The sequence below is a fragment of the Marinospirillum sp. genome, from assembly GCF_035271045.1.
Taxonomy (GTDB): Bacteria; Pseudomonadota; Gammaproteobacteria; order Pseudomonadales; family Halomonadaceae; genus Marinospirillum.
This window is the reverse complement of the sequence record NZ_DATESC010000007.1, coordinates 160,586-172,761: the sequence shown is the minus strand read 5'-3', so window position 1 is coordinate 172,761 and position 12,176 is coordinate 160,586. Positions and strand designations below refer to the sequence as shown.

Genomic DNA, 12,176 nt, shown 5'->3' with positions numbered 1-12,176 from the left:
GCGATTGGGATTAAAGGTTCTATAAGAAAGGGTTATAAAAAGAGGTTTCATTGTTAATGCTTGTTCTTAGCTTTAAAAAATTATCAGCTTTCTTTAGTGCACTATTATTACTTACTGCACTGCTTATTCAATCTGCACAAGCGCAGGTGATGATTCCAGCCGCACCACAATTATCAGCCACAGCTTGGATTTTAATTGATGCCAACAGCGGCAAGGTAATTACCGAACACAATGCAGATCAGCGCATTCCACCGGCTAGCTTAACCAAAATGATGACCAGCTACTTGCTAGAGTACGAATTAAAGCAAGGCAATGTCGCTTTAGATGACATGGTTAGAATCAGCGTAAAAGCTTGGCGTACACCGGGTTCACGGATGTTTATTCGTGAAGGTACTTACGTTTCGATTAGTGACTTACTTAGAGGCGTCATTATTCAGTCCGGTAACGATGCTTCAGTAGCAGTGGCTGAACACCTAGCTGGCAGCGAAGAAAGCTTTGCCGACATAATGAATCAACACGCCAGCGCTATGGGCATGAAAAATACTCAATTTAGAAATGCCACTGGTCTACCTGAAGATCAGCATTATTCAAGCGCTAGAGACTTGGCTTTATTGTCACAAGTTAAAATTCTTGATTATCCAGAACACTACGCTATTTATTCAGAAAGAGAATTCACCTACAACAACATTACGCAATCTAATCGCAACCGACTGTTGTGGCGCGATAATACAGTTGATGGTCTAAAAACAGGTCACACTGACGATGCGGGCTATTGTTTGGCAGCTTCTGCAGAACGTGAGGGGATGCGTTTAATTTCGGTTGTTATGGGCGCGCGTAGCGATGAAGGCCGCGCACAAGAAAGCCAAAAACTCCTGACTTATGGCTTTAGATACTTTGAAACCACACGCCTTTATAAGCAATATCAAGTTTTAGACACAGCTAAAATTTGGAAAGGTGCCAATAGCAGTGTGCAACTAGGCTTAACAGAAGACCTTTATGCCACACTACCGCGTGGTTATGAATCTAATCTAAAGGCTGATATACAAATTAATCCTAATATTAAAGCGCCTATTAATGCTGGCGAAATACTAGGCAATTTAGTCATAAGCCTAGGTGATGAAGTCATTACTCAAAAACCTTTAGTTGCATTAGAAAATATTGAAAAAGCAGGGTTTTTTAAACGACTTTGGCATAGCCTAGTGATTTTTTTTATTGGTCTTTTTAGTTAATCTAAAAAACGCTATACTTGATTAAATTAGTCAGCTTTATGGTGATACTATGCAAAATGCAACTGCTTGTCCTTTAGATAACCCACCAAAAATTGCGTTTCCTTGTGAATACCCAATTAAAGTAATGGGTCATGCTGCACCTGATTTTAAAGCCTGCATACTTGATGTGTTGATTGAATCAGAAACGCATTTTATACACGAAACAATTACTGTTATCGACAGTAAAAATGGGCGTTATCAGTCCATTCGCATTACCATTCAAGCACAAAGTGAAGATCATTTATCTTCTTTGCATCAATGCTTACGCGCAACAGGGCGAGTACAAATGGTGCTCTAATGCGACTTAAAATCAGGCATCTGGGACAACAGCCTTACTTACCTGTTTGGCAGCAAATGCAGGCTTTCACCAATAAACGTGATGAAACGACTGCAGATGAATTATGGGTAGTAGAACACGATTCAGTGTTTACCCAAGGTCAGGCAGGTAAAGCAGAGCACATTTTAAACCCAGGCGATATTCCCGTCGTTAAAGTTGACCGAGGCGGGCAAGTAACTTGGCATGGTCCTGGTCAGCTGGTTATTTATCTTCTCTTAGATGTGCGCCGTATAAACTATGGCGTGCGTCATTTAGTTAATCTGATTGAAGACAGCCTTGTTGAGTACCTTGCTAGTCTGGGTATTAAAGCCCAAGCCAAAGTAGATGCTCCAGGTGTTTATCTACAAGAAGGCAAGCAAACCGGTGCTAAAATAGCAGCTTTAGGTTTAAAAATTCGCCGTGGCTGTAGCTTCCACGGTTTAAGTTTTAACTTAACCTGCAATTTAAATGCTTTTCAGCGTATCAACCCCTGTGGATATGCGGGTATGCCAGTAGCCCGTTTAGTCGACCTAGTTCCCAACATTAGCTTTATACAAGCGCAAGATGCCTTGCTAGAAATTCTTATTCGCCGTTTAGGGCACACACACATTACACATTGCACCATGCAGGAGCAGGAATTGGTATGACCGCGAACACTCAAAGAAAAGCTGTTATTCAAGGTGAAAAACTACGTGGTGCTGATAAAACTGACCGCATTCCAATAAAGATAATCCCTACAGAAACTTTACCCACCAAACCTGATTGGCTTAGGGTAAGAATGTACATTTCACCTGAAGTAACACGGATTAAAGAAACCCTACGTAAGCACAAGTTAAGCACCGTTTGTGAAGAAGCGTCTTGCCCCAACTTGGGTGAATGTTTTAATGGCGGTACAGCAACCTTTATGATTATGGGTGACATTTGTACCCGCCGCTGCCCTTTTTGTGATGTGGCAACCGGTCGCCCTAATCCACTCAACGCTGATGAACCAAGGGAAATGGCCGAAGCTATTGCTGAAATGAACTTAAAGTATGTAGTCATTACTTCAGTCGATAGGGATGATTTGCGTGATGGCGGTGCAAATCATTTTGCTCAATGCATTAGCGAGTTACGTCAGCGTTTACCCAAGCTAGAAATAGAAGTGCTAGTGCCAGACTTTCGTGGTCGTATGGACGTAGCACTGGATATTTTAGAACAAACGCCACCCGATGTTTTTAATCATAACCTAGAAACTGTTGCTAGCCTGTACCGTAAAGTGCGCCCAGGTGCTGATTATCAATGGTCTTTAACCTTATTGAAACGCTATAAAGAGCGCTGCCCAGACGTTAGAACTAAATCGGGTTTAATGCTAGGCATAGGCGAAACTAATGAGCAGATATTAGAAGTGATGCGTGACTTGCGAGCGCATGACGTTGATATGTTAACGCTAGGTCAATATATGCAGCCATCCAAAAATCACTTAGCAATCGACCGCTGGGTAACGCCTGCTGATTTTGACTGGTTAGGTAAAGAAGCTTATAAAATGGGCTTTAAACACGTTGCTTCTGGCCCTTTAGTGCGCTCTTCTTACCATGCCGATAAGCAAGCGGGTGGCGAAAAGGTTAGCTGATTCATTTAGCTATACTGTAATGTAGGTATTGAAAATTCACATTAAATCGCCAAGAATACAGATAAATGAAACATAACCTAACTGCACATCTAACCCTCTAAAGAGTGGAGCTATACAATGGCAATAACGTTAGCAAAAAAACAAACCCTCTCACTAAGTAAAGAAAGCTTAGGACTGTGTAATGTACGCCTTGGTCTTGGTTGGGATGTGGCTAAACCTACAGGTTTTTTCAGCAAACTAACTGGAGGTGGTGAAATTGATCTTGATGCATCCTGCATCGTGGTTGATTCAAACAATAACCCAGTGGATATTATTTGGTTCCGTCAACTAAAGTCTAAATGTGGCAACATCCAACATTCGGGTGACAATCGTACTGGCGAAGGCGACGGCGATGATGAAAGCATTGCTGTCAACCTTAATGCGTTACCAGCAAACATGACCAGTTTAGTATTCACTGTTAGCAGCTTTACTGGCCAAGACTTTAGCAAAATAAAAAATGCCTACTGTCGCATTGTTAATGCAGATAATAATAAAGAACTGGCACGCATTAACCTAAGCGATCAAGGCAGTCATACTGGATTAATCATGGCTTACTTAAAGCGTGATGGTGCAGGCTGGAACTTTACTGCTGTTGGTGATGTATGCAATGGCCGTACTGCACAAGATTTATCAAGTGAAGCAGTGGGCGCGATTACAGCAGCAATCTAAAATATCTACAAATTATGTATAAGCAATTTGGCATAAAACTTTAACCATTTTACCTAAATATTCGGAGTATTCAGATGGCAGTTTCACTATCTAAAGGTGGTAACGTTTCACTTTCTAAAGAAGCCCCAGGCTTGACTGATGTTGTCGTTGGTCTAGGTTGGGATGCCCGTATTACCGATGGTGCAGAGTTTGACCTTGATACCTCAGTATTTATTGTTGGTGAGAATGGCCAAGTGTTGAATGACGGTAGCTTTGTGTTCTACAACAATAAAGTATCGCCTTGTGGTAACGTTGAACACCAAGGTGATAACCGCACGGGTGAAGGTGAAGATGACGATGAGAAAGTTAACGTCAATTTAACAGGTTTACCTGCTGAAGCTAAAAAACTGGCTTTTGCAGTGACTATACATGATGCAGAAGCGCGTAAGCAGAATTTTGGTCAAGTTAATAAAGCTTACATCCGTGTTCTTAATAAAAAAGACAATGTTGAAATTGCGCGTTTTGACTTGTCTGAAGATGCATCAGTTGAAACCGCTATGGTATTTGGTGAGCTTTACAAACACAACGATGAATGGAAGTTTAAGGCTATCGGTCAAGGCTTTGCAGGTGGTCTTGCGCCACTGGCTAAAACCTACGGTGTTAATATTGGCTAGTTCTAGCCTGTGGTAATCTGTGCATTAAAAGATAAAAACTGATCGATTAGAAACAAAAAAAGCCTCATTGAATGAGGCTTTTTTATGTGTTCGTGGTGGGCCTTGCTGGACTTGAACCAGCGACCGAGCGATTATGAGTCGCGCGCTCTAACCAACTGAGCTAAAGGCCCTTAAAACGGCGTAGATAATACCAGAAAGCCCTGATGAATCAAAGCTTTCTGGTAATTATTTTACCTATTCGCTTTTCCTACTCATCTAGGAAAGAGCGCAATGAATCACAACGTGAAGGGTGGCGTAGCTTACGTAATGCTTTAGCTTCAATTTGACGAATACGCTCACGCGTTACATCAAACTGCTTCCCTACTTCTTCTAGCGTGTGATCTGCATTCATATCTATACCAAAACGCATACGCAGCACTTTAGACTCACGGGCAGTTAAGCCAGACAAAACTGAACGGGTGGCTTCTATCAGCCCTTCTTCAGTTGCTGAATCTATCGGGGATTCTTGGTTAGTATCCTCAATAAAATCACCCAAATGTGAATCTTCATCGTCACCAATCGGCGTTTCCATCGAAATAGGCTCTTTGGCGATTTTAAGTACTTTACGCACTTTGTCTTCGGGCATTTCAAGACGCTCACCCAACTCTTCTGGTGTTGGTTCACGGCCCATTTCTTGCAACATTTGGCGTTGTACACGGTTGATTTTATTAATGGTTTCAATCATGTGTACTGGAATACGAATAGTGCGTGCCTGATCCGCAATAGAGCGAGTTATGGCTTGACGTATCCACCAAGTTGCATAGGTAGAAAACTTATAACCACGGCGGAATTCAAACTTATCCACCGCTTTCATTAGACCAATATTGCCTTCTTGAATCAGATCTAAAAACTGCAAGCCACGGTTGGTATATTTTTTAGCAATCGAAATAACCAGACGCAAGTTAGCTTCTACCATTTCTTTTTTAGCTCGGCGACTTTTCGCTTCACCAATAGAAAGGCGACGGTTAATCTCTTTTAACTCAACAACACTCAGCTTAAATACTTCTTCATGTGCCTTAATACGGCGCTGACAGCGTTGAATATCTAAACTAAAAGTACGAATTTTTTTACCGATCACATCGTCTTTAGCAATGACTTCTTCAAGCCATTTAGTGTTGGTTTCATTACCAGGAAAGCTAGCAATAAAATCAGTGCGAGGCATTTTTGCTTTACCAACGCAGAACTTCATAATTTGTCTTTCTTGATCACGAATGTCAGCAACAGCACCACGCGCTTCGCTAACCACACGCTCGTAGTGTTTGTTCGCTAATTTGAAAGGCGCAAAAAGTTCACCTAATAAATTAAGCTCTGTTTGTGATTTAGCATGACTAAAACCATTTTTAGCAATGGCTTTACGGGCTTTTTCTAGCTGTTCACGCAAAGCAGTGAAGCGAATACGCGACTCTTCAGGATCCGGCCCACTAACAGCCGCTTCTTCATCATCCTCAACTTCACCTTCAACGTCTTCTTCCTCATCATCGTCTTTATCAACGGCGACTTTGGGTGCTAATTTAGGCGGCGGTGTAGGTGCAGGGACAGGTGGCGGTATATTTTCAACAGGATCAATAAAACCTGCAAAAACATCCGTTAAACGGCCATTCTCAGCAGCTGCAACCACATCATAAGCAGCAACAATGCTTTCAACTGTACCCGGCACATAGGCAAGGGCGTGCATAACTTCACGAATACCTTCTTCAATTCGTTTAGCTATAACAATCTCACCTTCACGGGTGAGTAGCTCGACTGCGCCCATTTCGCGCATATACATACGCACTGGGTCAGTGGTGCGACCTGCATCACCTTCGACAGCGGCTAGGGCCGCCACGGCTTCTTCTGCTGCTGACTCGTCGGTTGAATCACCGTCAGTCATCAACAAAGTTTCCATGTCAGGGGCTTCCTCACTTACCGGAATCCCCATGTCATTAATCATGCGAATAATATCTTCGACTTGATCCGGATCTGAAATTTCTTCCGGCAAATGATCGTTAACTTCCGTATAAGTCAGGTAACCCTGCTCTTTACCACGGGCGATCAACTCTTTCAATCGAGATTGCTGCTTGGCTTTCCCGGACATAGAACCCCTATCTCAGCTGTGCAAGAAATATGGATATAAAAAGGCAGGCTATACGTATTACAGCCTGCCCCTTAAATTAGACGCGAAATTATAGCAGTTTCGCGCTCAACCGTCTATTTGTCTTACGACTTATCGCCTTAGGACTTCAGATGCTTTTGTTGCACCAATTGCCAGAGCTCTTGCATCTCTGCCATTGGTAACTGGGTCGTTTCTGGTTGCCCCAGCAAGTCGCTGTAACGCGCTTCAACCTGCTCTTCTGACTGACGGTTTATCAAATAGTGTGAAATCGCCTGTATTTCTTGGGCTGCGGCTTCACGATTTAATTCAAGTGCTAGCCTAGCACGTTGTAAAAATGCTTCTCCTTGGACTGTTCCCGACCAATAAGCCAGCAGTACCTGAGTCGTTATATGCGGACTGTTACGCAGGTATTCAAGTAAACACTGTAAAAGTTGTGCTGATTCGTTGCGTTGTACGTCTATTTTTAAATCATTGGCGACCTGATCGATCAAACTTGGATAACTGACCAGTAAACGCAGCAGTTTTTCTTCAGCGGGCAAAGTTCTGGTCGTTTTTTCAGCCGTTTTTTTTTGCTTTAACGGTTGATAAGCTTGTACAACCGGTGCTGCTGGTACAACATTTTGCGGCTGTAAATCAGCACTTGTCAAACCTGTTAACTGCTGCAAATGGGCAACAATACGCCGTTTAAGCAAGCAATCTGACAAGCTGTGCAGCAAGGGTACAGCTGCTTTTGCCATGCGAGCTTGGTCATCTAATAAACCTAAATCTAAGCCTTGGCGCAAATAATTAATCAGATACTCAGCCAAGGGCATGGCTTGATTAACCCGTTGCTCAAACAGACCCGCACCTTCTTTTCTAACCAACGTGTCTGGGTCTTCACCCGCCGGTAAAAATAAAAACCGTGCATGGCGACCATCGTTAATTAAAGGCAGTAAAGTTTGCATAGCGCGTGCTGCTGCTTTAGTACCCGCAGCATCGCCATCAAAACAAAACACCACCTCATTAACTAAGCGAAAAATTCTTTTTAAATGCTCTTCACTGGTAGCCGTACCCAGCGTAGCAACCGCCCAATGAATGCCTTGCTGTGCCAAAGCAACCACGTCCATATAACCTTCAACTACCAACAGTCTATCTAAACGACCGGATTGTTTTCTAGCTTCATACAAACCATAAAGCTCTTGGCTTTTTTGAAATAACGGTGTTTCTGGTGAGTTTAAGTATTTTGGCTTACTGTCATCTAAAACACGCCCACCAAAGCCTACTGTGTGGCCTTTTATATTACGAATCGGGAAAACAACACGGTGACGAAAACGGTCATAAACCCGTCCGGTATCTTCCTTTTTTACTAATAAGCCCAGCTCAATCTGTAATACTTCACTAAAACCGGCTTGTGTTAAATGATTTTTTAAACCGTCCCAACCTTCAGGTGCAACACCTAAAGCATAGCTAGTCAAGGTTTGTTCACTTAAACCACGTTGATTATGAAAATAATCTAAACCTTGCTTGCCAGCAGCTTGCTGCATCACCTGCTGGTAATATTCTGTTGCTAACTGCATACAACGCTGACGCTGACTCGCTTGCTCTTTTAATTGATGGGCCTGCTGTTCAGAGCGCTGATAACCTTGACGCTCTTCGCGTTGAACTTGCACACCTTGTATTCTAGCAAGTGTCTCAACCGCCTCTACAAACTCTAGGTTGTCGTGCTCCATTAAAAAAGTCAGCGCATTACCGCTGGCACCACAACCAAAGCAATAATAAAATTGCTTATCAGGGTTTACACTAAATGAAGGTGATTTTTCGTTATGAAAAGGACAAAGCGCCGAGTAATTCTTACCTGTTTTTTTTAAAGCTATACGCGCACCAACAACTTCCGCAACATCGCTACGGGCAATTAAATCGTCTATAAATGCCTGTGGAATACGACCAGCCATTGCTGCTGCCTCGGGTATTTTTTTGATTTATATCTATAACAAAAAACGAGCCTTAAATATGATTTAAGACTCGCTTAGGGGATTGCCTTGGTCAAGACAACTCCGACGTTACATTAGCTGCTTTTAGCGGGTGTATTAATACAAACGCTCAAAACGACGTTGTTCACGCTGAAGTTTTTTCTGATGGCGTTTGACCGCTGCTGCTTTCTTACGCTTGCGCTCAGCTGTGGGCTTTTCGTAAAATTCACGACGACGTACATCAGCTAGAACACCAGCTTTTTCGCAAGAACGCTTGAAACGGCGCAAGGCGACGTCAAACGGCTCATTGTCTTTGACTTTAACTGCAGGCATTAAAATCACCGTCCTTAAAGAGGGTTAACTACATAGGTTTTAGGAATACTACAGGCGAAAAATTCTACCCCTTTGTGCAACGCGGTGCAAATGTTTATGTACTTCCTTTATACTAGCCCCCCAAATTTTGAAACGAAGGTTAGGTTATGTTGGTGTTGGGCATTGAAACCTCCTGCGATGAAACAGGCGTAGCGCTTTACGATACAGAACGCGGTTTAATTGCTGATGCTTTGTACAGTCAGGTAGCGTTGCATGAACGCTACGGCGGCGTAGTACCAGAACTCGCCTCGCGCGATCACCTACGCAAACTTACGCCTTTAATTAGGCAAGTTTTTGCAACGTCCGGTTTATCGCTTAAAGACTTGCAAGGCGTGGCTTACACTGCAGGCCCTGGCTTAATCGGTGCATTAATGACCGGCGCTAGCCTGGCACGTAGCTTAGCCTTTGCTTTAGGCATTCCAGCTTTAGGCATTCACCACATGGAAGGTCATTTATTAGCGCCTTTGTTGGATAAAACATTAGATCAAACGCCGCCCGAATTTCCTTTTGTGGCTTTGTTAGTTTCAGGTGGACATACCCAGCTAATTCGTGTTGATGCGATTGGCGAGTATGAGTTACTGGGCGAATCTTTAGATGATGCTGCCGGTGAAGCCTTTGATAAAACCGCCAAAATGATGGGGTTGGGTTATCCGGGTGGGCCACGTTTAGCCAAACTAGCCGAGACCGGCATACAAGGACGCTTTCGTTTTCCTCGCCCCATGACCGATCGCCCCGGTTTAGATTTTAGCTTTAGCGGTTTAAAAACCGCCACACTCACAAAGGTTAATCATTTAAAAGCTGAATCTCTTTTAGAAAATCAGGCATTAGATGAGCAAACTTTGGCAGATGTTGCTTGGGCTTTTCAAGATGCGGTGGTTGATACACTCGTAATTAAATGCAAACGCGCGTTAAAACAAACCGGCCTGAAGCATTTAGTGATTGCGGGTGGCGTGAGTGCCAACCAACATTTACGCGAACAACTAGAAAAAAACTTACACGGTATAGGTGGACAAGTTTTTTATCCTTCTTTGGCTTATTGCACCGATAATGGCGCAATGATTGCTTATGCCGGTGCACAGCGTTTAGCCGCTGGACAAAGTGACGGTGCAACACCTGCTGCTTTGCGTCCTCGCTGGCCACTGACTGAATTACAGGGGCTAAACTAATGCCACAGCAAGATACCATTTTTATAGAGAAGCTAAGTTTTTTAGCCAGCATTGGTGTGTTTGAGTGGGAAAAACAAGTCGAGCAAACATTAGTGCTAGACATAGAACTTAGTACCAATATTCGCCCTGCTGCTGCAACGGACGATTTAAACCTAACCCTTAATTACGCCGCCATTAGTGAGCAGGTTATTCTTTTAGCTCAATCTCAACACCACGATTTAATCGAAACCTTAGCAGAAAAATTGGCGGCAATGCTGCTAGAAAACTTCAATACCCAACAAGTAACCTTAACCTTACGCAAACCTAATGCTGTGCCTGCTGCTGGCAGTGTAGGCATAAAAATCACCCGTCAAAGTGCCAATCAAGTCCATAATAAAGAAGCCATTTTATGAAGCCGGTTTACTGTTGGATAAGCTTGGGTAGCAATTACGAACGCCATCATCAAATTAGCCGTGCGTTACAAGCGTTACAAACAGATTTTGGTGAACTAAGGGTGAGCCGTATTTTTGAAACCCAGCCCGTAGGCATAAAAGTTAAAAGCTGTGCACCTTTTTATAATTTAGTGGCCGGTTTTTATACCAATTTAAAGCCTAGTGAATTAAATGCGCGGCTAAAAAAAATTGAAGGTAATGAAAAATACTTACTGCCTGAAGATCAAAGCATTTATGTACGTGCGTTAGATTTAGACATTATTAACTGGGACAATCTAAGCGGCTTGGTGGATGGTGTGCAACTGCCCTACCCTGATTTGCTAAAACATGACTTTGTACTGTTGCCAATGGCTGAACTAGAACCAAACCAGCGCCCTGCTGGTTATCAGCAAACTTACTTAGAACTGTGGCAAGCACACGCACACACCGATCAAGTTATAAAGCCAGTCGACTTTACTTGGCCTTAGCTAGTTCCTTCAATCTTAATTCTCGAAGTTTTATGCCAACTTCTGGCCCTTTAATGCCGATTTTGACTAATGCTTCAGCACTAATACTTCTTGCTTGTTGTAGCATGGCTTTTAGTTTTTTGGCATGACAAGTGGCTTGCGTTAGCTGCATTAATTCAACCGTTGCGTTAAATAGTTCAGGCTGTCGCCACGCATCAAGGCGATCAAACACGTCCATCGCTGCTGCTACAGTTAATTCTTTTAAAGCCGGTTGATTTTGCAACAACAGCAACGCTTTTAGGTGCTTTTGATAATCTTTGGGTAACATTAAACAAGCAGCGAGTTGTTCAGCAAATTCAGGTGCTGCGCCCCAACCAATTAATGCCAGACGCTGTGGTAGACTCAAAGCTTGAACAGCCGCAGCATCAAGCCATACCAAACACACAGCATTTTCATGCAACTGCTGGGCTAACGGAGGCCAAAGTTTTTCAACCGCCCCAACACGGCTTAATACGTTAAAAAAGACCGAAGGTGTTTGACTGGTTAGCGCTTTTTCAACGTCTATCCACACCCTTTCGCCGGTTAAAAATTCCAATTCACCGCTGCGGGTTAATTGCTGCATTTTAGCTAAGGTATTGGCTTCTACACTAAAACCTAAATGCGCAAAACGGGCAGCAAAACGGGCAGTACGTAAAACCCTAAGTGGGTCTTCACTAAAGGCATCAGACACTGCTCTTAGTAGTTTATTGTTAATGTCTTGCTGCCCTTTGTAAGGATCAATAATATTGCCAGCAGCATCTTTAGCCATCGCATTAATCGTTAAATCACGGCGTAATAAATCTTCTTCTAGCGTAACGTCAGGGCTAGCAATGACCGTAAAACCTTTATAGCCACGACCCTGTTTACGCTCGGTACGTGCTAAAGCATATTCTTCATGGGTTTTAGGGTGTAAAAATACTGGGAAATATTTACCAATCGGTCGAAAACCTTGTTTTTCCATGTACTTAGGTGTTGTTCCTACTACAACCCAGTCACGATCTTTTACAGGTAAACACAATAATTCATCGCGTACAGCGCCACCAACTAGGTATACTTCCATACAGCACCTCAAATAAAGCTAAATTTTT

13 protein-coding genes and 1 tRNA gene are annotated in these 12,176 nt (G+C 43.0%); 9 read left to right on the top strand and 5 right to left on the bottom strand.

All coding sequences use genetic code 11. From position 1 onward, the window contains the following. The first annotated feature begins 56 nt into the window (after nt 1-56). The 6 genes from VJY63_RS03480 (at nt 57) to VJY63_RS03455 (ending at nt 4,554) form a co-directional block, all read left to right on the top strand. A complete protein-coding gene (locus VJY63_RS03480) occupies nt 57-1,229 on the top strand; it encodes a D-alanyl-D-alanine carboxypeptidase family protein (RefSeq protein WP_324048349.1) in 1,173 nt (390 codons plus the stop codon). Nucleotides 1,230-1,278: 49 nt separating this feature from the next. After that, nucleotides 1,279-1,566, top strand: a complete 288-nt coding sequence (locus VJY63_RS03475) for an HP0495 family protein (RefSeq protein WP_324048347.1) — start codon at nt 1,279-1,281, stop codon at nt 1,564-1,566. After that, entirely contained in the window at nt 1,566-2,231 is a 666-nt protein-coding gene (gene lipB, locus VJY63_RS03470) for a lipoyl(octanoyl) transferase LipB (RefSeq protein WP_324048345.1), read from the top strand. The genes VJY63_RS03475 and lipB overlap by 1 nt, the downstream gene beginning before the upstream one ends. After that, nucleotides 2,228-3,193, top strand: a complete 966-nt coding sequence (lipA, locus tag VJY63_RS03465; protein WP_324048344.1) for a lipoyl synthase — start codon at nt 2,228-2,230, stop codon at nt 3,191-3,193. The genes lipB and lipA overlap by 4 nt, the downstream gene beginning before the upstream one ends. Nucleotides 3,194-3,310: 117 nt before the next feature. Continuing rightward, on the top strand, nt 3,311-3,901 hold the full coding sequence (locus tag VJY63_RS03460; RefSeq protein WP_324048343.1) for a TerD family protein: 591 nt from the start codon (nt 3,311-3,313) through the stop codon (nt 3,899-3,901). Between the two features lie 74 nt (nt 3,902-3,975). Then, on the top strand, nt 3,976-4,554 hold the full coding sequence (locus tag VJY63_RS03455) for a TerD family protein (protein ID WP_324048342.1): 579 nt from the start codon (nt 3,976-3,978) through the stop codon (nt 4,552-4,554). Nucleotides 4,555-4,647: 93 nt separating this feature from the next. Here VJY63_RS03455 and VJY63_RS03450 read toward each other — a convergent pair. The 4 genes from VJY63_RS03450 to rpsU all read right to left on the bottom strand — a co-directional run bounded on the left by VJY63_RS03450 (nt 4,648) and on the right by rpsU (nt 8,967). Next, nucleotides 4,648-4,724: transfer RNA gene (locus VJY63_RS03450), tRNA-Ile, on the bottom strand. A 77-nt stretch (nt 4,725-4,801) separates the two neighbouring features. After that, entirely contained in the window at nt 4,802-6,667 is a 1,866-nt protein-coding gene (gene rpoD, locus VJY63_RS03445; protein ID WP_324048341.1) for an RNA polymerase sigma factor RpoD, read from the bottom strand. A gap of 137 nt (nt 6,668-6,804) precedes the next feature. Continuing rightward, a complete protein-coding gene (dnaG, locus tag VJY63_RS03440) occupies nt 6,805-8,616 on the bottom strand; it encodes a DNA primase (protein ID WP_324048340.1) in 1,812 nt (603 codons plus the stop codon). Nucleotides 8,617-8,751: 135 nt separating this feature from the next. After that, on the bottom strand, nt 8,752-8,967 hold the full coding sequence (gene rpsU, locus VJY63_RS03435; RefSeq protein WP_072325212.1) for a 30S ribosomal protein S21: 216 nt from the start codon (nt 8,965-8,967) through the stop codon (nt 8,752-8,754). Nucleotides 8,968-9,113: 146 nt separating this feature from the next. Between rpsU and tsaD the strand changes: the two genes are divergently transcribed. The 3 genes from tsaD to folK are packed head-to-tail and all read left to right on the top strand — an operon-like array spanning nt 9,114 to nt 11,070. After that, nucleotides 9,114-10,172: a tRNA (adenosine(37)-N6)-threonylcarbamoyltransferase complex transferase subunit TsaD gene (gene tsaD, locus VJY63_RS03430; protein ID WP_324048339.1), complete on the top strand. Its 1,059-nt coding sequence runs from the start codon at nt 9,114-9,116 to the stop codon at nt 10,170-10,172. Beyond that, nucleotides 10,172-10,564, top strand: a complete 393-nt coding sequence (folB, locus tag VJY63_RS03425; protein ID WP_324048338.1) for a dihydroneopterin aldolase — start codon at nt 10,172-10,174, stop codon at nt 10,562-10,564. Before tsaD ends, folB begins: the two co-directional genes overlap by 1 nt. Further along, entirely contained in the window at nt 10,561-11,070 is a 510-nt protein-coding gene (gene folK / locus VJY63_RS03420; RefSeq protein WP_324048337.1) for a 2-amino-4-hydroxy-6-hydroxymethyldihydropteridine diphosphokinase, read from the top strand. The genes folB and folK overlap by 4 nt, the downstream gene beginning before the upstream one ends. Here the strand turns inward: folK and VJY63_RS03415 are convergent. Beyond that, on the bottom strand, nt 11,057-12,148 hold the full coding sequence (locus tag VJY63_RS03415) for a polynucleotide adenylyltransferase (RefSeq protein WP_324048336.1): 1,092 nt from the start codon (nt 12,146-12,148) through the stop codon (nt 11,057-11,059). The two genes, folK and VJY63_RS03415, sit on opposite strands and share 14 nt — an antisense overlap. Nucleotides 12,149-12,176: the final 28 nt, after the last annotated feature.

What these genes read in the sequence shown, in the direction of transcription:
- VJY63_RS03480 (WP_324048349.1), top strand. Translation starts at nt 57, where the DNA reads ATGCTTGTTCTTAGCTTTAAAAAATTATCAGCTTTCTTTAGTGCACTA.
- VJY63_RS03475 (WP_324048347.1), top strand. Translation starts at nt 1,279, where the DNA reads ATGCAAAATGCAACTGCTTGTCCTTTAGATAACCCACCAAAAATTGCG.
- lipB (WP_324048345.1), top strand. Translation starts at nt 1,566, where the DNA reads ATGCGACTTAAAATCAGGCATCTGGGACAACAGCCTTACTTACCTGTT.
- lipA (WP_324048344.1), top strand. Translation starts at nt 2,228, where the DNA reads ATGACCGCGAACACTCAAAGAAAAGCTGTTATTCAAGGTGAAAAACTA.
- VJY63_RS03460 (WP_324048343.1), top strand. Translation starts at nt 3,311, where the DNA reads ATGGCAATAACGTTAGCAAAAAAACAAACCCTCTCACTAAGTAAAGAA.
- VJY63_RS03455 (WP_324048342.1), top strand. Translation starts at nt 3,976, where the DNA reads ATGGCAGTTTCACTATCTAAAGGTGGTAACGTTTCACTTTCTAAAGAA.
- rpoD (WP_324048341.1), bottom strand. Translation starts at nt 6,667, where the DNA reads ATGTCCGGGAAAGCCAAGCAGCAATCTCGATTGAAAGAGTTGATCGCC.
- dnaG (WP_324048340.1), bottom strand. Translation starts at nt 8,616, where the DNA reads ATGGCTGGTCGTATTCCACAGGCATTTATAGACGATTTAATTGCCCGT.
- rpsU (WP_072325212.1), bottom strand. Translation starts at nt 8,967, where the DNA reads ATGCCTGCAGTTAAAGTCAAAGACAATGAGCCGTTTGACGTCGCCTTG.
- tsaD (WP_324048339.1), top strand. Translation starts at nt 9,114, where the DNA reads ATGTTGGTGTTGGGCATTGAAACCTCCTGCGATGAAACAGGCGTAGCG.
- folB (WP_324048338.1), top strand. Translation starts at nt 10,172, where the DNA reads ATGCCACAGCAAGATACCATTTTTATAGAGAAGCTAAGTTTTTTAGCC.
- folK (WP_324048337.1), top strand. Translation starts at nt 10,561, where the DNA reads ATGAAGCCGGTTTACTGTTGGATAAGCTTGGGTAGCAATTACGAACGC.
- VJY63_RS03415 (WP_324048336.1), bottom strand. Translation starts at nt 12,148, where the DNA reads ATGGAAGTATACCTAGTTGGTGGCGCTGTACGCGATGAATTATTGTGT.